At 32.8% G+C, this 19,269-nt stretch carries 24 protein-coding genes; 16 read left to right on the top strand and 8 right to left on the bottom strand.

Annotation, left to right across the window (positions count from 1 at the left end; all coding sequences use genetic code 11):
• Window positions 1-6: 6 nt before the first annotated feature.
• The 7 genes from FHQ18_RS05050 to FHQ18_RS05020 all read right to left on the bottom strand — a co-directional run bounded on the left by FHQ18_RS05050 (window position 7) and on the right by FHQ18_RS05020 (window position 6,069).
• Window positions 7-1,191 carry a M24 family metallopeptidase gene (locus tag FHQ18_RS05050; protein WP_149266080.1) on the bottom strand — a complete coding sequence of 395 codons (1,185 nt, stop codon included), beginning with the start codon at window positions 1,189-1,191 and terminating at the stop codon, window positions 7-9.
• Window positions 1,188-2,093 carry a sigma-70 family RNA polymerase sigma factor gene (locus tag FHQ18_RS05045; protein ID WP_149266079.1) on the bottom strand — a complete coding sequence of 302 codons (906 nt, stop codon included), beginning with the start codon at window positions 2,091-2,093 and terminating at the stop codon, window positions 1,188-1,190. Before FHQ18_RS05045 ends, FHQ18_RS05050 begins: the two co-directional genes overlap by 4 nt.
• The gene (locus FHQ18_RS05040) at window positions 2,090-2,530 is read right to left on the bottom strand and encodes a TIGR00725 family protein (protein ID WP_149266078.1); all 441 of its coding nucleotides are present in this window, start codon (window positions 2,528-2,530) and stop codon (window positions 2,090-2,092) included. Before FHQ18_RS05040 ends, FHQ18_RS05045 begins: the two co-directional genes overlap by 4 nt.
• A 62-nt stretch (window positions 2,531-2,592) precedes the next feature.
• Window positions 2,593-3,195, bottom strand: a complete 603-nt coding sequence (locus FHQ18_RS05035) for a protein-L-isoaspartate(D-aspartate) O-methyltransferase (RefSeq protein ID WP_149266077.1) — start codon at window positions 3,193-3,195, stop codon at window positions 2,593-2,595.
• The gene (gene argB, locus FHQ18_RS05030; protein WP_149266076.1) at window positions 3,192-4,073 is read right to left on the bottom strand and encodes an acetylglutamate kinase; all 882 of its coding nucleotides are present in this window, start codon (window positions 4,071-4,073) and stop codon (window positions 3,192-3,194) included. Before argB ends, FHQ18_RS05035 begins: the two co-directional genes overlap by 4 nt.
• Before the next feature lie 18 nt (window positions 4,074-4,091).
• Entirely contained in the window at window positions 4,092-5,570 is a 1,479-nt protein-coding gene (locus tag FHQ18_RS05025; protein ID WP_149266075.1) for a mechanosensitive ion channel family protein, read from the bottom strand.
• Entirely contained in the window at window positions 5,563-6,069 is a 507-nt protein-coding gene (locus FHQ18_RS05020; RefSeq protein WP_149266074.1) for a nitroreductase family protein, read from the bottom strand. The genes FHQ18_RS05025 and FHQ18_RS05020 overlap by 8 nt, the downstream gene beginning before the upstream one ends.
• Window positions 6,070-6,158: 89 nt before the next feature.
• Between FHQ18_RS05020 and FHQ18_RS05015 the strand changes: the two genes are divergently transcribed.
• From FHQ18_RS05015 to def, 6 genes are all read left to right on the top strand, one after another.
• Window positions 6,159-7,220: a DUF362 domain-containing protein gene (locus FHQ18_RS05015; protein ID WP_149266073.1), complete on the top strand. Its 1,062-nt coding sequence runs from the start codon at window positions 6,159-6,161 to the stop codon at window positions 7,218-7,220.
• A gap of 542 nt (window positions 7,221-7,762) precedes the next feature.
• A complete protein-coding gene (gene rplU, locus FHQ18_RS05010) occupies window positions 7,763-8,077 on the top strand; it encodes a 50S ribosomal protein L21 (RefSeq protein WP_149266072.1) in 315 nt (104 codons plus the stop codon).
• A gap of 10 nt (window positions 8,078-8,087) precedes the next feature.
• Complete coding sequence (gene rpmA / locus FHQ18_RS05005; RefSeq protein WP_149266071.1) at window positions 8,088-8,348, top strand: 50S ribosomal protein L27; 261 nt, start codon at window positions 8,088-8,090, stop codon at window positions 8,346-8,348.
• A gap of 83 nt (window positions 8,349-8,431) precedes the next feature.
• The gene (gene obgE / locus FHQ18_RS05000; RefSeq protein WP_149266070.1) at window positions 8,432-9,445 is read left to right on the top strand and encodes a GTPase ObgE; all 1,014 of its coding nucleotides are present in this window, start codon (window positions 8,432-8,434) and stop codon (window positions 9,443-9,445) included.
• Window positions 9,432-9,884 carry a DciA family protein gene (locus tag FHQ18_RS04995; RefSeq protein WP_149266069.1) on the top strand — a complete coding sequence of 151 codons (453 nt, stop codon included), beginning with the start codon at window positions 9,432-9,434 and terminating at the stop codon, window positions 9,882-9,884. Before obgE ends, FHQ18_RS04995 begins: the two co-directional genes overlap by 14 nt.
• A 48-nt stretch (window positions 9,885-9,932) precedes the next feature.
• Window positions 9,933-10,451, top strand: a complete 519-nt coding sequence (gene def / locus FHQ18_RS04990; RefSeq protein WP_149266068.1) for a peptide deformylase — start codon at window positions 9,933-9,935, stop codon at window positions 10,449-10,451.
• Window positions 10,452-10,453: 2 nt separating this feature from the next.
• Here the strand turns inward: def and FHQ18_RS04985 are convergent, their stop codons facing one another.
• Window positions 10,454-10,798, bottom strand: a complete 345-nt coding sequence (locus FHQ18_RS04985; RefSeq protein ID WP_149266067.1) for a response regulator — start codon at window positions 10,796-10,798, stop codon at window positions 10,454-10,456.
• Between the two features lie 69 nt (window positions 10,799-10,867).
• On the opposite strand from FHQ18_RS04985, the gene FHQ18_RS04980 reads away from it, so the two are divergent.
• The 10 genes from FHQ18_RS04980 to FHQ18_RS04935 all read left to right on the top strand — a co-directional run bounded on the left by FHQ18_RS04980 (window position 10,868) and on the right by FHQ18_RS04935 (window position 19,267).
• The gene (locus tag FHQ18_RS04980) at window positions 10,868-11,473 is read left to right on the top strand and encodes a LolA family protein (RefSeq protein ID WP_149266066.1); all 606 of its coding nucleotides are present in this window, start codon (window positions 10,868-10,870) and stop codon (window positions 11,471-11,473) included.
• 184 nt (window positions 11,474-11,657) lie between these two features.
• Window positions 11,658-12,089: a 23S rRNA (pseudouridine(1915)-N(3))-methyltransferase RlmH gene (locus tag FHQ18_RS04975; RefSeq protein ID WP_149266065.1), complete on the top strand. Its 432-nt coding sequence runs from the start codon at window positions 11,658-11,660 to the stop codon at window positions 12,087-12,089.
• Between the two features lie 10 nt (window positions 12,090-12,099).
• Window positions 12,100-12,462, top strand: coding sequence for a TraR/DksA family transcriptional regulator (locus tag FHQ18_RS04970; protein ID WP_149266064.1), 363 nt, complete (start codon window positions 12,100-12,102; stop codon window positions 12,460-12,462).
• A 1-nt stretch (window position 12,463) separates the two neighbouring features.
• Window positions 12,464-13,987 carry a 2,3-bisphosphoglycerate-independent phosphoglycerate mutase gene (gene gpmI / locus FHQ18_RS04965; RefSeq protein WP_149266063.1) on the top strand — a complete coding sequence of 508 codons (1,524 nt, stop codon included), beginning with the start codon at window positions 12,464-12,466 and terminating at the stop codon, window positions 13,985-13,987.
• A complete protein-coding gene (locus tag FHQ18_RS04960; RefSeq protein ID WP_149266062.1) occupies window positions 13,977-14,642 on the top strand; it encodes a ComFC family protein in 666 nt (221 codons plus the stop codon). Before gpmI ends, FHQ18_RS04960 begins: the two co-directional genes overlap by 11 nt.
• Window positions 14,639-15,976, top strand: coding sequence for a PAS domain-containing protein (locus FHQ18_RS04955; protein WP_149266061.1), 1,338 nt, complete (start codon window positions 14,639-14,641; stop codon window positions 15,974-15,976). Before FHQ18_RS04960 ends, FHQ18_RS04955 begins: the two co-directional genes overlap by 4 nt.
• The gene (gene gap, locus FHQ18_RS04950; RefSeq protein WP_149266060.1) at window positions 15,954-16,952 is read left to right on the top strand and encodes a type I glyceraldehyde-3-phosphate dehydrogenase; all 999 of its coding nucleotides are present in this window, start codon (window positions 15,954-15,956) and stop codon (window positions 16,950-16,952) included. Before FHQ18_RS04955 ends, gap begins: the two co-directional genes overlap by 23 nt.
• Window positions 16,953-17,006: 54 nt before the next feature.
• The gene (locus FHQ18_RS04945; RefSeq protein WP_149266059.1) at window positions 17,007-18,158 is read left to right on the top strand and encodes a phosphoglycerate kinase; all 1,152 of its coding nucleotides are present in this window, start codon (window positions 17,007-17,009) and stop codon (window positions 18,156-18,158) included.
• A 116-nt stretch (window positions 18,159-18,274) separates the two neighbouring features.
• Window positions 18,275-18,697: a F0F1 ATP synthase subunit B gene (locus FHQ18_RS04940; protein WP_149266058.1), complete on the top strand. Its 423-nt coding sequence runs from the start codon at window positions 18,275-18,277 to the stop codon at window positions 18,695-18,697.
• Between the two features lie 9 nt (window positions 18,698-18,706).
• A complete protein-coding gene (locus FHQ18_RS04935; protein WP_149266057.1) occupies window positions 18,707-19,267 on the top strand; it encodes a F0F1 ATP synthase subunit B in 561 nt (186 codons plus the stop codon).
• Window positions 19,268-19,269 lie beyond the last annotated feature (2 nt).

The following is a 19,269-nucleotide window of genomic DNA, read 5'->3' as shown; positions in this document are numbered from 1 at the left end:
ATTCGTTTAGACGTTAATTATTTCGTGATTATCACCAGTGAGGCATATCCCTCCTTTTTCAGTTACCAGAAATGTATTTTCAATTCCTACCATACCTATACCTACGATACTTTTTTTCGGCTCCACTGCAATAACCATATTTTCTACAAGAGGGATGTCAAAACCCTTTGCGATGGCAGGGTATTCATCCACATGAAGGCCAATACCATGCCCCAGAAATTTCACCTGATTTGATTTGTATCCCATAAATCCAGGTAAAAATTCTTCTTCAATCTCTGACATAACTTTTTCATAAATTTCTGAGGGGGTATTACCCGGTTTTAAAAGCTCAGCTACCCTGTTTTGAATTTCAACACATTTTTTATGTTCATCATAAACATGTTGAGGCAGGTTACCCGTAGCATAAATTTGAGTTTTATCGGTATAGTAACCCATATATCCACATGCGGTATCAACATGGATGAGCATATTCTTTTCAAGTATCGTGTCGGGATTGCCAAAGAGGGGAACAGCAGGGCAAACCCCTTTAATACCGCCAGGGCCATCAAATGAGTTGTAATAGTTGGAGTTTTCACCAAAACAAATATTTCCAAGGTAAAGTTCACCATTGTAACTTCTAATGCGAGTGACACCATGATGCCCAAGACGAAGCATTTGATTGAGCAGTTCTCTTGCAAATTCAAATTCACTCATACCAACCGCTAGAATTTTTGGGACAATTTCTTCCTTTGTTATTCTGTGAATTTCTCCAGCTTTTTTTATAAAATTAAGCTCATAATCGCTTTTCACAGCCCTTGTGTAGTTGATAGCAAGGTCACATGATTTGATATTTTTGAAATTGAAATATTTGTTGAATCTTTCAAAAACAATTATAGGCAAAGTTTCTTTTGCAATGTATACTGATTCTGGAAATGATTTAAAATATGAAAAGATGTCTTTGAAACTCTTTACGGGATATAGGTTTTCAAATTCAGATTCCTCTTTTGCTCTATCGAAATTTCTTCTTACGAAAAAATGAGCACCATTATTTTTAAAGATAAAAAGGACTCCATTTTGCATGGTACCAGTGAAATAAAAGATATTTATTTTATCAAAAAGAACAGCTAATTCCCATTCTGGATCAATTTTTGACATTGTGGAGATAAAAAGATTTAATCTTCTGTTTAGTTCGTCCTTGGGGGTTTTGATCATAAAAGCTCCTCCAGATTTATGTTTTTAGTTTTTAGATGGTTTCTCAGTTTTGAGAGTATTCTTTTTTCAATTTGTCTCACTCTTTCTCTTGTAATTCCAAGCCTTTTTCCAATTGTCTCTAGAGTTTCTGCATCACCTCCATGAAGGCCGAATCTTCTGGTAATCAATTCTTTTTCTATGGGGGTGAGACACTCTATCCAGTTTAAAATTAGCTCTCTGTTTTTTTCAATTAAAACCTTTTTAAAAGGATCACTTTTTTCTTCATCCATAGGAATAATATCATGAAGTGTGCTTGTATCATCTTCACTTAAAGTGTTATCAATGGAGGTATCCTGAAACATAGCATCAAGGGTTTTTTGAATCGCAAGAAGGGACATTTTACATTCAGTGGAGAGTTCAAGAAGGGTGGGTTCTCTTTTCAATTTTTTCCTAAGTTTTTCCGTAGCTTTTTTAACTTTGTTAATATTTTCGTTCATATGAACAGGGATTCTCACCATTTTTGACTGATTTACAATAGCTCTTTCAATAGCCTGTCTTATCCACCATGTGGCATAAGTGCTAAATTTAAAACCTTTTCTATAGTCAAATTTCTCTACAGCTTTGATTAGACCTATATTACCTTCTTCTATCAAGTCTATTAAAGGTAAACCACGATTATTGTATTTTTTTGCAATAGAGACTACAAGTTTTAGGTTACATTTTATCATAAAATCTTTTGCTGTTTTATCACCTGCTTCTATTTTTTTTGCGATTTCTATTTCGTCATCTTTTGTGAGAGCAGGAAACTGTACTATCTCTTTAAGATATAAAGAGATACTTTCAAGCTCATCCGAGCTTAATTCTTTTTCAATATTTTCTAAATTATCCAAGTTATCAAATTCGTTATCAAACTCTAAGCTCATAATAACCCTTTTATTTTATTTATAAAGGTATCTACGTCCATAAAGTTGTTTTCATGGTTTATGGGGGATTTGTAGCTTATTACATGCTTATTGAGCTTTAAAGCTATTGCAATTTCACTGGTTGTGCCATATTCACCACCAACGGAAACAACAATATCGCCTGATGAAACAACCAAAATATTTCTTGCATGCCCCATGCCTGATGGAATTACTATGTCGCAGTATTTATTAGCTTCACTTTTATTGTAAGAAGGGATTATCCCTATGGTGAGCCCATTCTCTTTTTTTGCTCCTTTAAAGGCATATTCCATGATGCCACCAAGACCGCCAGATATAATGGCAAAACCTTTTTTGGCGAGAATAGAGCCAACTGTTTCGGCAACAAAACAGAGATGAGAATCAAATTTAGCAGTGCCTATAACAGATACACTTTTCACAATAATGATTATTTATTATTTTTTAAAGATTTAGTCAACAATAAAACGGTTTTTTGAAGAGATTAGGTAACAAATTTGACGAATTTACATTCAGATACTGCTTCTTCAATCAGATCAGCATCTTTTTTTGTAAATACTTTTAGAATTCCTTTTATGGGGATGACCATTTTCCCATTATTTTTTAACTGTAATAGAAGCTCATCAGGAAAATTTTCAGCCTCTGCAGTAACAATTATTTTGTCAAAAGGAGCATTTTCTTCCCATCCTATTTTTCCGTTATCGATTTTAAAGCGGACGTTGTTAATAAATAACTTTCGAATGGTACTGGATGCTCTTTTATACAATCCAGAAATCCTTTCCACAGTAAAAACTTCACTGGCTAATTTTGAAAGGATAGCTGCTTGAAAGCCTGAGCCTGTACCTATTTCCAAAACTTTATCGGCGGGTTTAGGGTCTAAAAGAAAGGTCATTTTTGCTACAGTGGAAGGCTTTGAAATGGTTTGTCCAAAACCGATGGGAAGTGCTTCATCTTTGTAAGCTAATTTATGTAGTGCTTCATCCACAAAGTAGTGTCTTGGTATTTTTATAAAAGCTTCGGCTATTCTTTTATCATAATTGCAAGAGGGTAATATGATTTTTTGAATATAATCTTCAGGTATTTTCATCCTGCCACAACCTGTGTACCTATACCTGAATCAGTAAAAATTTCTAAAAGGACAGAGTGCTTAATTCTGCCATCAATTATGTGGGCTTTGTTGACACCTCCAAAAACGGCATCTGCACATGCATCGATTTTTGGAATCATACCCCCTGTGAGTGTTTCATCCTTTTTAAGTGATTCAATCTGTGATGTTTTTATACTGCTTATAAGATTTTTGTTTTTATCAAGGACGCCCGGAACATCGGTTAATAGAATAAGCTTTTCAGCTTTTAAAAACTTGGCTACGCTTGCAGCCACCAGGTCAGCATTTATGTTGTAGGTCTCAAAATTATCATCTACTCCTATAGGGGCAATTACGGGTATGAAGTTTTCCATCATACTTTTCAATACGTTTATATTGACACTTTCAACAGTTCCAACATGGCCAATGTCAATTATTTCTGACGTTTTTACAAAATCATCCTGTTTGGTAATCAAAAGTTTTTTTGCCTTTATTAGATTTCCATCTTTTCCTGACAAACCGATTGCTTTGCCACCATGTTTATTTATGAGCTTTACGATTTCCTTGTTAACACTACCGGCTAGGACCATCTCTACAATATTCATTGTTTCTTTATCAGTGACTCTCATCCCTGAAACAAACTTGCTATCAATACCTAATTTTTTGAGCATTTCACCGATTTGAGGACCACCACCATGGACAACTACAACATTTATTCCTACATACTTAAGTAAGATAATGTCTTCGGCAAAGCTACTTTTTAACGCTTCATCCACCATAGCATGGCCGCCATATTTTATAACAATGGACTTACCGTAAAATTTTCTGATATAAGGAAGAGCTTCAATTAAAATGTTTGCTTTTTCAATCATTCTTTCCATTTTCAGCTCCGTCAATTCTTAATTAAGATTGAATAATTTTTTAAATTTTGCAAATAAATTTTTTTCTATTTCTTTTATATCCTTAGATGTTATTCGGTTTTTCTTCAAATCAGCAATACGTTGTTGAAAAATTTTATTTACTGCATCCATTAGTTTTTTATCTTTTTCCAAAAAGACTTTGAAAACGGGTCTTGATATTTCAACAATCTTGCATTCAGATTTTGTTACTACTGTTGCTGAGCGCCTTTCACCTGTTAAAAGGCTCATTTCACCAAAGAAATCTCCACTTTTAAGTTCTGAAAGTTTTTTATTGTCTTTAAATACTTCAACAAGCCCATCTAAAATTATAAACATGCTCTCACCTTGCTCATTTTCTTCTATGATAATAAAATTTTCAGGATATGTATGAATATTTGAGAATCTTATAAGATTTTCAATGGTGGTTTCAGAAAGGGTATTAAAAATTTCTAACTTTTTAAAATCAGACACCAGATTTTTATCTATTTTGCTTTCGATTTGAGTTGGTTCTTTATTGATAATTGTTCTGATAGGGAATGGTATTTCAATACCGGCCAGTTTAAACTCATACCAGAGAGCTGAATAAATTTCATCTCTGGCTTCTCTTGTAAATTTGTATTCCTTTATCCAAAAAGCTATATCATAATCTATGCTGAAATCGTTATATCTTTTTAAATAAACATTTACATCTTTTGATTTATCCACATGAATGGATGATAATAAAACCTTTTTTACCACACTTTTTAGTTTATCTGGCGGAGTATCGTAACTTACTCCTATTTCTAATAGTATTCGCATTTCTTTTTCCGGTCTGTTGTAATTTAAAAGATTTCCTGAAGAAATATTGTTGTTAGGAATAATTAGAAAGATATTATCCAAAGTTTTTAATTTGGTATATCGCCAATTAATCTCTGTAATTTGTCCAACATAATCATCTATCTTTATCCAATCACCTACATCAAAGGGTTTTTCAATTTGAATAATAAGCCCGGATATGAGATTTCCTATGGTATCTTTCATGGAAAGACCAATTATTGCAGTAAGAATAGCTGAAGGGGTGAGTATTGTAATCAAATCTACTTTGAAAACTGTTCGCAAAATTGTGAGAATGAAGATAGTTAAAAATACAAGTTTTATTATGTCTATCAAAATATGCTTTATCTGCTTACCTTTGTAATGTATCAGATAATCCTTGATATAAACATTAATTATCAGGTTGTAAAAAATAAATATTATTAGAGAAACTTCGATAAATATACTGACGGTGTCAAGAAGAGGTGAGAGTGCAATTTTGGGTTTTGTAAACTCTATGATTATGATTATAAAGGTGTAATTTAAAACCCTTCCAATAGATTTGTTTAAATTAAAGCGCTTTGTAAATTTTGAAATAATTAATTTAAAAAAGAAAAAAATAATTACAATGAATGCAATTATTAAAATATCACTGTAGTGTGATTTAAGCCAGTTAATATCAAACATGGACTATTATTTCATTTAACTCTTTTCTTTTGCGTGGTCTTGTGACTCCATCTTTTGGATACCCAAGAGGTGTTATTAAAAATGGAATTTCATTCTCAGGTAATTTCAATGCATCTATAACCTTCTTTTCATCAAATGCTGCAATATAGCATGTTCCAAGTCCTACTTCAGTAGCTGCAAGGATAAAATAGTCAGCGATTATGGTAACATCACACATGAGATAATTTTTTCCATCGCTTCTTATCCAGTTGTTATCTGTGATTCCAGTGAAGACAACAATAATTGGAGCCTCAATTAGCCATTCTCTTGGATAAGCTTCTGCAAGCTTTTTTCTTACTTCATAATCTTTGACTAGATAGATTTTCCAGGGTTGCCTGTTTGCAGCACTGGGTGCAAGATTTGCACATTTTAAAATATAATCGATTTTTTCCTGCTCTACTTCTTTGTCAAGATAGCCTCTAAAGCTGTACCTTTTATTTACCAGTTCTAAGAAACTCATTTTACCCTCCAACAAAAGTTGATAATTATAAAAACAACAGTATAATTATATATATTAAATAAAGTTATGTAAAGCATAAGGGGGTATTAATGTCAGTTGTTTATTTTTCAAGTTTGAGTAACAAGAAATTGAATTCACCTTTGAATAAAATTAAAAAACTTTTCAAAAAATTATCGCCTGAAAAATATTTCGGTAAAAATAAGCTGGTTGCAGTAAAAACGCATTTTGGTGAATTTGGCAACACTGCCTTTATCAGACCGATTTATTTGAGACCTATAATTGAGGTACTAAAAGATTTAAAAGCAAAGCCTTATCTAACCGATACAAATACACTTTATGTTGGAATGAGAACAAACAGTGTGGATCATCTTCATAATGCTTTTTTAAATGGTTTTAATTATTCTACTCTGCAGGTGCCTGTAATTATCGCTGATGGTCTTAGGGGTGAAAATAGTGTGGAAGTTTCTATTGATGGTGAGCTTTTAGATAAAGTAAAACTTGCTGCAGATATTGTACATGCAGATGGGATGGTTTGTGTAAGTCATTTTAAGGGGCATGAGGTATCAGGTTTTGGTGGAGCCATAAAAAACCTTTCCATGGGTTGTGCCTCAAGAGAAGGTAAACTGGAGATGCACTCAGTTACCCGTCCAAAGGTGCACAAAGATAAATGTACAGCTTGTGGCTATTGCAAAGTTGCATGCGCTGCAGATGCCATTGAAATAAAGGGTTTTGCCGTGATTACTGACAAATGTACCGGTTGTGCAAGGTGTATTGCTGTATGTCCTGAGGGGGCAATTGGGATAAACTGGGATGAAACGGCAGAAAATACATCATTAAAAATGGCTGAATATGCCTATGGGGTACACAGGGCTTTGAGAGGAAATATTCTTTATGTTACTATTGCTACAAATATTTCACCTGCTTGCGACTGTTATCCTGGAAATGATAAGCCGGTATGTGAGGATATAGGTTTTTTTGCATCAACAGATCCGGTGGCTCTGGATAAAGCTTGCTATGATATGGTGTTAAAAAGAGTAGGTGGGGACCCTTTTAAAAGTATATATGATTATATTGATCCGATAGTTCAACTTAAGCATGCTGAAAAACTTGGTTTGGGAAGTTTGGATTATGAGTTAAAAGAAATAAAGTGATTTTGCAAAAGATAGATGGTGGTATGTAGTTATCTTTATTTTACTTGTTCAAGGTTCAAGGTTGAGGCTTAGGTTGAGGGAACAGAAAATATGAGGAAACGTTAGAACGTTGACACGTTAAAACATTAGAGTGCTGAACATCTACTATCAACCATACAACTAAATATACTCATCTACTTGTCAAGCATTACGCATAACGACCTATTACACTTCCACTCACACCTACACTTACACGTTTTTTCCCAAGTCGTGATTTACGCTTTACGCATTACCCATTACGTGTTACGATATAAGAAAATGTGAGAACGTTGAACTTTTTCTACCTTCCCATTTCACCAGTTACCGAATGACTATGATGTTTACAAAAATTGGGGGTGATGCCATAAAAAGAAAGTATTGCAAAACCTCTTTTTCTTTGGTAACTTTATTTTGATAGATATATTTATACCTATATGTAAAGTTTTTCAAAATTTTTGTTGACTTGATGTGTTAAAATGTTATATAAACCTCTTCCCAATGTGCTAATATGGAGGTGATAATAGATGTTTGCTATATTAAAGACAGGTGGTAAACAATATACAGTTAAGGTTGGAGATGTATTGAAGGTTGAAAAGCTCAATGCTGATGAGGGTGCAACTCTTGAGCTTGAGGAAGTACTTGCTGTGGCTAAGGACGGAGATCTTATTTTAGGTGCTCCAAAAGTTGAAAATGCTAAAGTTGAAGTTGAGATTCTTGAGCACGGTAAAGATAAAAAGATATTGGTTTTCAAGAAGAAAAGAAGAAAAGATTACAAAAAGAGGTATGGCCACAGGCAGCATTATACCAAAATAAGAGTAAAAGATATTAAAGTTGGTTAGGAGGATATAGATGGCTCACAAGAAAGCTGGTGGTAGTACTAAGAACGGTAGAGATAGCCATAGTAAAAGACTTGGTGTTAAAAAATTCGGTGGCGAGTATGTAAAGGCTGGAAATATAATTGTGAGACAGAGAGGAACTAAGTTTAAGCCAGGCAGAAATGTTGGATTGGGTAAAGATTATACAATATTCTCTTTGATAGAAGGCTATGTGAAGTTTGAAGATAAGGGGCGAATGGGTAAGTTTATATCAGTTTATCCTGAAAGAGTATAACATGTACAGCCCCTGAAAAGGGGCTTTTTTTATACCCTCTGGAAGTATCAAAAATTAATTTAAACCGAGATAGGTAAAATCATATGAAATTTATCGATATTGCCAAAATACATGTTAAAGCAGGTGATGGTGGAAACGGTTGTGTGAGTTTTCGCAGGGAGAAGTATGTCCCCAGAGGTGGTCCCGATGGTGGTAACGGGGGCGATGGTGGAGATATAATAATTGAAGGGGATGAAGGCAAATCAACCCTTTTAGATGTCACTTTCAAGTCTATATATAAAGCTAAAAGAGGAGAGCACGGTAGGGGGAAGGATCAGCACGGTAAGAAGGGTGATGATGTAATAATAAAAGTTCCAGTTGGTACAGTAATAAAAGATTTTGAGACTGGTGAAATAATTGCTGATATTACAGAGCATAAACAGAGGGTAGTTGTGGCTAAAGGGGGGAAAGGTGGAAGAGGGAATATGATGTTTGTTTCCCCTACACATAGAGCTCCAATGTATGCTGAAGAAGGGAAGCCTGGAGAAGAGAAGGTTTTATTACTTGAGTTAAAACTGATAGCAGATGTGGGAATTATAGGATATCCCAATGCTGGTAAATCAACTTTTATTTCAGTAGTTTCTGCTGCAAAACCCAAGATTGCTGATTATCCATTTACCACTATTACTCCGAATTTAGGTGTTGTGAAAGGCTCTTATGGAGAAAGCTTTGTTCTTGCAGATATGCCTGGCTTGATTGAAGGGGCACATGCAGGAGTTGGGTTAGGGACACAGTTTTTAAGACATATTGAAAGAACCAAAATACTTCTTCATTTTATAGATTCATCCTTTAATGAAGAATCTATGATAACTAGATATGAAAAAATCAGAAAAGAGCTTGAAAAGTATTCGAAAGATTTAGCTAAGAAAAAAGAAATTGTTGTGGCTACAAAGGTTGATTCGAAAAATGAAGATGACCTATTGCAATTTAGAGAGTATGTAAAAAATCTTGGAAAAGATGATATTTATTACGAAATTTCTTCCATTACTAAAGATGGCGTGAAAGATTTGTTGTTAAGGATTGAGCAGGAATTAAAGAATATAAATGAAACGGGTTAGCGATATTTTAGAAAGCGCTTTTTCAAAATCTGTTTATAACACTTTAGCTATATCAAAAAGCTGGAAGTGTGTTGTGGGAGATTTTATAGCATCTTCAACTATTCCAACGATGATAAAAAATAAAGTTTTGTATATAGGAGTTTCGGATCATATTTTAAAAAATGAGCTCTATTATATGAAAGATGAAATAATAGAAAAATTGAAAGTGAAAGGTTTTGATGTTGATGATGTAAAGTTTTTCCTAAGCTATAACATACCAGTAGACAAAGTGAGAAAAGTTAGTAGGGAGATTAGTGATAAAGAACGTGAAGTGGTAGACCGTTATTCGAAGATTATTAAAGATGAAGGTTTAAGGGAAAAATTTAGAAATGCAATGTTGGGTTTTTTTAGCAGATATTCTCTTGCTGATTTTATAAATGATAACTTGGATATTGAATAATTCTAAATTAAGAATATTATTATATCAATGTGTTAAATGGAGGAATTGATGATTTTGAAAATTGTTAAATTTCCAAATCCAATTTTGAGAAGAAAAAGTGTTGAAGTAAAAAATATAGATGGAAGAATAGTAGAGCTTTTAAACAATATGGTGGAAACAATGTATGCAGCACCTGGAGTAGGCCTTGCTGCTCCACAAGTAGGGGTTAATGAAAGATTGTTGGTAATAGATCCTACTGCAGGAGAGGATAAGAGCCAGCTGATTAAAATTATTAATCCTGTTATCGTGGATGCTGAAGGCGAGGTCATTGAGGAGGAAGGATGCCTCAGTATCCCTGGTGAATATGCTAATGTAAGAAGGGCAGCAAAGGTTTTGGTAAAAGGGTTGGATGAAAACGGCAAAGAATTGGAAATCGAAGCTGAAGGTTTACTGGCAAGAGCTTTTCAGCATGAAATAGATCATTTAAATGGTGTTCTGTTTCTTGATAGACTTTCACCCACTAAAAGAGAAACAATTCATAAGCATATTAAAAAAAGAATTGCTGCAGGGGATTACGTCTTAGATTAATACTATTTTTTTATCTTTTTCAGAATTTCTGGCAGTTTGATTACTAGTTTATCCTTTTCAATATATCCATCTACCATCTTTTCATATGATAATCTTTTTGAAAAGTCGCTTGTAAATAAATAACATAATGTGTTTGGCGAATGATCTTTGATAAAGGTTATAATTTGGTCACCACTACAGGTAGGCAGGTTTATATCTATTAATGCAATATCAATGAAATGTTCTTCAATAATATTTTTAGCTTTATTTAAGTCACTGCATAAAAATGAGTTAAAATCAAGCTGCTTGGCTAATATATTTAAAATATGATGAAAAGATTTTTCATCATCAATCAACAAGATATTCATTTTATTACCCTATTGAATGTTTTATAATTGTATAGTATTAGTACTAACATAAAAAGTGAGGTAAAGTAAATGAAAATTATTAAAATTCTAGAAATACTGTTTTTTTGTTTAATAATGGTTTTTAATGTTTTTTCCAAAGATATATCCATTGAGTCGGTATTGGAAAGTTATTCTAATATTAAAACATTTCAGGCAGATTTTGTTCAAAAAACAACGATTCAAGGATTTGGCGATGATTATTATGAAGGGAAAGTTTATTTGATTAGAGGGGAAAAATTAATGTGGGATTATAAAAAACCTTATAGACAGTATTATCTCTTTGAAAAAGATAAAATGGAGTATTACGACAGTAGTGCGAAGCAGCTAATAAGGCAGAAAATTAGTTTAGAGGATAATGTCGTTTTACAGATAATTATGGATATTTCAACAATTGGTAAAAATTTTAAGATTATTTCTTTGGATAAAGATAGAGTAAGGTTAATTCCAAAATCTTTTATAAATTTAAAATATATTGACCTTTTATTAGGGGATAAATTTATAAAAAAGATTATAAGTGAAGATGGCGCAGGCAATATTACTGAAATTATTTTCAAAAATAGTAAAATCAATGAGTTGATAGAAGATAAAGTTTTTAAACCGATTGTTCCTTTAGATACGGAAATTTTTAACTATTAAAGAGTCTATTAACAAATCATTATCTTGTTTAAAGTTTGCCCTTAAAACACCATTTGTATCTATCTAATATGGTAAAAATAGCTATAAGAATATGTTAACACTTTAAAAAAAAAGATTTTGGGGTAATGTCAGAGTCAATAATCATTGACATTGTGATGTCGTTAGTTTATAGAGACTTCAACTTATGAAGATAAGAATTATAATGGGTTCAAAAATTAATAATAGATGTTTAAAAGATATGGTCAATGAATATGCTAAGCGGTTGAGTTCTGTGATGGAAATTGAAATAATTGACTTTAAATCAACTGGGAATGATGTGAAAGAATATGAGAAATTTATAAAATTATCAGAAGGTTTTTATAGAGTAGCATTGGCTGTAGAAGGAAAGCAGCTTGATTCGGAGTCTTTTGCTAAATGGTTTGAAGGTAAGCAGAACAAGAATATAGCTTTTTTAATAGGTGGAGCTAAAGGATTAAGTGAGATATTGAAAAAAAAGTGTAATGAACTATTTTCTTTATCAAAATTAACTTTTGCTCATGAACATGCTTTGCTTTTACTAAGTGAGCAGATATATAGAGCATATACGATTATACAGGGACATCCCTATCATAAGTAGGAGGTAACTTATGGAAAAAGAAAAATTAGAGTATCATAAAAGTAAATTGCTGAAGATGAGAAATGAACTGATAGATAGATTACAAAAGAAATATCAAGAAGCTATCGATTTGGGGAAAGGGGAAGGGCAAGATTCAGCTGATCAAGCTTATAAGATTTACAATAGAAATCTTATGCTTGGAAAAGTAGAGACAGATGCATTAAAATTAAAACTTGTTGAAGATGCTTTAAAAAGAATTGAAAAAGGTACATATGGGATTTGTATAAGCTGTGAAGAAAAGATAGATGAAAAGAGATTGGAATATGTACCATTTGCAAGATATTGTACAGAATGTAAGACAGAATTGGAGAAAAAAGGTCTTATAAGGATGTAATGTGGAAAGGAAGAAGTTAATTCTTCTCATTTTAGATGGATGGGGTTATAGAGAAGAGAAGAAAAATAATGCCGTTTTGCTATCAAATCCTAAAAACTTTCTTTATTTATGGAATAACTATCCCCACACTCTTTTAAATGCCAGTGAAGAATGGGTAGGATTACCTAAAGGGCAGATGGGTAATTCTGAAGTTGGTCATACAAATATAGGAGCTGGTAGAGTTGTTTATCAGGATATTGTAAGGATTAATAAAGCACTGGAAACCGGTTCGATAAAGGATAATAAAAATATTTTAAAGTTTTTTGAGTTAGTTAAAAAGGATTCTGGTAGAGTACATTTTTTTGGGCTTGTGAGTGACGGAGGGGTTCACAGCCATATTGATCAACTAAAAGGTTTAATCAGGTTAGCTAAAGAGAATGGTATTAAAGAAGTGTTTGTTCACGCTTTCATGGATGGTAGGGATACTCCACCCAAAAGTGGGATTGATTATATAAAGGAACTGGATAGCTTCTTAAAAGGCTTAAATTTCGGTAAAATTGCCACAATATCTGGTAGATACTATGCTATGGATAGAGATAAACGCTGGGATAGGGTAAAGAAAGCTTTTGATGCGATACGTCATGGAGAGGGAATTGAGATTAATGATCCAATTGAAGCTGTAAAGGATGCATATGATAGGGGGGAGACAGATGAATTTATTATACCAACAGTTGTTGATAAAAAGGGTATTGTAAAGGATGGTGATGGAGTTTTCTTTTTCAATTTTAGGGCTGACAGGGCTCGTGAACTAACCATGTCTTTTATAAACAAGGATTTTGAATATTTTGATAGAAAAGGGATTCCCTCTGTTCATTTTATAACTATGACTAAATATAATAAAGATTTTGATGTTTTGGCGGCATTTCCACCTGAAAATTTAAAGAACATTTTTGGAGAGGTAATCAGTAAAGAAGGGTTGAGGCAACTCAGAATTGCAGAAACTGAAAAGTATGCTCATGTTACATTCTTTTTCAATGGTGGTAGGGAGCTTGTTTTTGAAAATGAGGAGAGGATACTTGTTCCATCACCGAAAGATGTTCCTACATACGATTTGAAACCTGAAATGTCTGTATTTGAAGTGGTGGATAGATTTGAAGAAGTCTTTACAAAGGGTGATATTGATGTTGTGATAATGAACTTTGCTAATCCTGATATGGTGGGACATACAGGAGTGGAGGAGGCTGCCATTAAGGCATGCAAAGCGGTGGATGAAGCTTTAGGTAAGGTTGTAAGTATTGCTGATAAAATGGATGCAGTATTAATTGTTACTGCTGATCATGGTAATTCTGAACAGATGTGGGATTATGAAAATAATCAACCTCATACAGCTCACACATTAAATCCAGTACCTTTTATAGTTTATAATTATGATTGTAAGTTAAAAGATGTTAGAGGAGAACTTGCCGATATTGCACCAACAATGTTGGAAATCCTGAATATTGAAAAGCCTGAAGAGATGACAGGTGAATCATTAATTGTTAAGTGAAGTTTTTTATTCTGAATGTTTATTTTGCAAACAAAAGATTAGTTTTACAGATTTAATATGTGAAGTTTGTTTTAATAATTTCGAACGGATAACTTTTTCATGCCATAAGTGTGGTTATCCGTTAGAGTCAGATTACATTATCTGTCGAAATTGTTTTCAGGCTAGATTTTATGAAAAGATTATGGTCTCGTACTGGTATAACTATGAGATGAGAACTTTGTTAAAATATTATAAATTTCATTATGGTTTTAAGAACTTGAAAATTTTTGAAAGATTACTAAGTGGTTTATGTATAGAAGACAATTATCATATTGTGACTCCGGTTCCTGTATATATATCAAGAAGACTTGTGAGATTAATCCAACCAGCATACTATTTATCGAAAATTATTTCTAAAAAGTTTGGAATACCGTACAAGACTTTATTAAAAAGAGTTAGATTTACTGAATATCAATGGAAATTAAAAAGAAATTTAAGAATAAAAAATATAAAGGGTGCTTTTGAATGTATGGATGACGTAAAAGGTTTGAAAATATTGCTTGTGGATGATATAATCACTACCGGAGCTACAATTAATGAATGTGCAAGAATTTTAAAAAAGTCTGGGGCTAAAAGAGTCGATATATTTTGTCTCAGTAAAGGGATGTTTTTATGACAATGGAAGAATTTATTGATTTAGTAAGACAATATTTTCACCACGTATTTTTTTTCTATAACAGGGAAAGTGATTTATTTTATAAAGTAACGGAAGATAAAATTGAGAATATTCAAATACCGGAAATATTAAAACCGTATTTATTAGAAAATTTTTCAGGGGCAAAGTATTTTGCAAAGAAGGATAAACAAATAGTATTTTTATTTGTTCAGGTTACACTATCTAATGGCGAAGGTGTCTTGATTTTATATGATACGAAAAATCTTAAAAATTTGGCAAGTTTTTTAGGTGTATTCTTCGAAAAATATATGAAGTTGCAAAACAATGCTGCGCAGTTTGAAAAAGAAGTGGAATTTTTAAGAGATGAACTGAATGAATGTGAAACAACTGTTAGTAAATTGGATGGGCAGGTTAAAAGATTAGAGTCGTTGATTGATGACTACAAGCTTCAAATTGAAGGGTTAGAGGAAAGTGTACAAATTTTGAGAAAAAGTAGAAAAAAGATGTTAAAACTTATCGATGGGATGAAGAATCCTCTTTTTTCTATAGATTTGAATTATGAATTAAACAATGTAAATGAAGCGCTAGGTAGGTTTACAGGTGTTGATAGTTTACCAAAATTTATTGGCAGTAAATGTTTTAAGACAATATTTAATTTTGAACAACCTTGTAAGTGGTGTAAGATAAATGAGGTAGTTGATAGCAAAATTAGTGTGAGTCAGCACATTTCGGTAAATAAGGGTGATAAGAAAATTTGGTTTGAACAAACTATGTATCCTATCTTTGATGAAGAAGGTAGAGTTATTGAAGTCGGAGAAATTTTGCAAGATATTACAGAACAATATGAACTTTTAGAAGATTTGGAAAAAACACAAGATAAAATAAAAAAGATATCTAAAGATAGAATTCATGCACTAAATGAGGTTAATCAGCTTAAAAGTGAATATCAAAAGTTATTGGAAGGGTATAATTCTTTGGTAGAAAGAAATCAAAAACTTACGAATGTAATTGAGAAATTATTAAAAGAAAGTCATGTGGGACAAATTATAGATTTAAAAAAAGAGAATAATGCTTTAAAGGTAAAATTGGAAAAATTACATACGATAATAGAAAGATTGAAAAGTGAAGTTGAAAATCTTAGAAAAAAAGAACGGGAAAATATAAAAAAATCTATATACAGTATTGACAGATTGTTTAATATGATTACAAAAAGAGGGGATTTTAAAAAGGAAGAGTACGAAAAAGTTTTTAACTTTATTAGTACTCAATTGGAATCTATTAAAAACAAATTGGGTATAAAGGAGGACGGTAATGGCAGTGAAAGTAGCAATTAACGGATTTGGTAGGATTGGTCGTTGTGCGTTTAGAGCAGCAGTGGAAAGAGGGCTTGATATCGATTTCGTAGCAATTAATGATTTGACAGATGCGGCTACATTAGCTCATTTGTTAAAGTGGGATTCAGTACATGGGAAAAGTGGTTTTGATGTGGATGTAGATGGTGAATATTTAGTGGTAAATGGTAAAAAAATAAAAGTTTATGCTGAAAAGGATCCTGCGAGTTTACCTTGGAAGGAATTGGATGTAGATGTTGTAATAGAGTCTACTGGTTTGTTTAGAAAAAGAGAGCAGGCATCAAAGCATTTGGAAGCAGGAGCTAAAAAAGTTATTATTTCTGCTCCAGCGGAAGATCCTGATATTACAGTAGTTTTAGGTGTAAATTTTGATAAATATGATAAAGAAAAGCATAATATTATATCCAACGCTTCTTGTACTACAAACTGTCTTGCTCCTGTTGCAAAAATATTAAATGATAAATTTGGTATTGTAAAAGGGGTTATGACTACAGTTCACTCATATACAAATGATCAACGTATTTTGGATTTGCCTCACAAAGATTTAAGAAGAGCAAGAGCTGCAGCAGTTTCTATGATACCAACTTCTACTGGGGCTGCTAAAGCTGTAGGACTTGTTTTACCAGAATTGAAAGGTAAACTTGATGGTCTTGCTATCAGAGTTCCAACTCCAAATGTATCCATTGTTGATTTAACATGTGAGCTTTCAAAAAATGTAACTGCTGAAGAGGTAAATAATGCCATTAAAGAAGCTGCTGAAAATGAAATGAAGGGTATCTTGGAATATGTGGAAGAGGATTTAGTGTCTATTGATTTTAACGGCAATCCTCATTCAAGTATTTTTGATGCAAAATTGACAAAAGTTGTTGAAGGAAATTGTGTAAAGGTTTTTAGTTGGTATGATAATGAGTGGGGTTATTCAAATAGGATAGTTGAGCTTGCAACTAAAGTTTTTTAACTTTATAAAGGGGAGGTTCCTCCCCCTTTTTTATTAGTCAACAGGAGGAATCATATGGTGAAAAAGGTAACTGAACTTGATTTATCGGGTAAACGTGTCTTTTTGAGAGTTGATTTTAATGTTCCTATAAAAAATGGTGAGATTTTAGATGATACAAGGATAAAGGAAGCGCTTTCAACAATAAATTTTATCAAAGAGAAGGGTGGAAAAGTAATTCTTGCAAGTCATTTGGGTAGGCCAAAGGGGGAGAGGAAACCAGAGTTTTCATTGAAGCCTGTGGCAGATTATTTAAATGTGCCTTTTTTGAGTGATTGCATAGGTGAGGAAGTTGTTAATTATACAAAAAGCATGAAAAACGGTGATGTGGTTTTGTTGGAGAATCTGAGGTTTTATAAAGGTGAAGAGAAAAATTCTGATGATTTTGTAAATGAGTTGAAAAAACTTGGGGATGTTTATATAAATGACGCTTTTGGAACATGTCATAGAAGGCATGCTTCGGTTTACGGTTTGCCCAAGGTTATGGAAGAGAAAGGGGCTGGATTTCTCATTGAAAAAGAAGTGCAGTATTTCGAAAAGTTGTTAAAAGCGCCGGAAAAACCTTTTACAGCGATTATTGGTGGTGCTAAAGTTAGTGATAAAATAGGAGTATTAAAAAGTTTGATAAATCTTGTGGATAATATTTTAATCGGTGGAGCCATGGCTTATACTTTTCTAAAAAGTCAGGGCCATAACGTGGGGAATTCTTTAGTAGAGGATGATTATCTTGAATTGGCGCAAGAAATCTTAAAATTAGCAAATGACAAAAATGTTTCCATATTGCTGCCTCAAGATCATGTAGTGAGTGATTCGCTTGATGGAGAAGCGGAATATCTCGACTCGATAGATATTCCCGATGGTAAAATGGGGCTAGATATTGGGCAAAAGACAATAAAATCTTATATTGAGATTTTAAAGAAAAGTAAAACAGTGTTATGGAATGGTCCAATGGGCGTATTTGAAAAATCACAATTTTCTGAAGGGACATTCAGTGTTGCTAAAATACTTGCTAGCATAGATGCTGTAACTGTAGTTGGTGGTGGTGATTCTGTCAGTGCCGTTAAAAAAGCTGGAGTTGCGGAAAAAATTGATCACATTTCTACAGGTGGAGGAGCATCATTAGAATATATAGAATTTGGAAGTTTACCAGGGATAGATGTATTAAAATGACGTTTTAATAAGCAGTAAAAAAAGGTTGACAATAAGTGTTAGTTTTGATATGAAAGCCATGGGTTCTAGTAATTGTGTACAGTATACAATCTAATTAAGTTAAATTAGGAGGCAAAATGATAAATGTAGATGCAACTGTATTTTTGCAAATGATTAATTTTTTGCTTATACTTTTTATTGGCAAGAAAATGATTTATGATCCAATGCTTTCAACAATGGAAAGTAGGGATAGGAAAATTAATGATTTGAAAAAATCTGCAGAAGCGATGCGTGAAGAGCTTGATAGGCTTAAAAAGGAATACGAAGAGAAGATGGCTAACGTAAAGAAAGAAATTACTGAATATCAAAATAATATCAGGCAAAAAGCAATGTCTGAAGCAAGCGAAATGGTTGCTAAAGTTAAGGCAGAGCTTGATGAAAAGATAGAGAATGCAAGGAAAGAGATAGAGATTGAAAAAGAGAAAGCTAAGATCGCACTTGAAAAAGAGGCTGAGATCTTAGCAAATATTATAGCTGAAAAAATAACCAAGGCTGCATAGGAGGTCTGTGTGTATAAAGTTTTTGCTTTTATATTGATGTTAATCCCTTATATCGCTTTAGCTGAGGAAGCTGGTCATGGTGGTGGCCCTGATGTTAGAGGGTTTGTATGGAGATTAATTACTTTTGCTGTTTTTGTTTTTATTGTTGTAAAACTACTCAAAAATCCACTTAAAAAACTTTTAATAAATAGAACAGATGAGATTAAAAAATTAATAGATGAAGCTACAAAGGCAAGAGAGGAAGCTGAAGTAGAGCTGACAAACTATAAACATAAGCTTGAAACAATGGAACAAGAATTAGAAATGATGAAGAAAAGGGCTTTTGAAGCAATAGAGACAGAAAAGGAACAGATACTGCAGGATGCTGAAAAAAATATTGAAAAGCTAAAAAAGTTTGCTGAAAATCTTATAGAATCAGAAGTTGCGAAAGCAAAACAAGAGCTAAAGGAAAAAACTGTTGAGCTTGCAATGAAACTAACAGAAGAGAAACTAGATGTTTCTCTTGATAAAGCAGCTAAAGAGAAACTAACTAGAGAGTATATTAAAAAGTTATTAGAGGTGCAAAATTGATA

Source organism: Deferribacter autotrophicus (genome assembly GCF_008362905.1).
Taxonomy (GTDB): Bacteria; Chrysiogenota; Deferribacteres; order Deferribacterales; family Deferribacteraceae; genus Deferribacter; species Deferribacter autotrophicus.
Note: the sequence above shows the minus strand (reverse complement) of the source record. Positions and strands in the feature narration are given on the sequence as shown.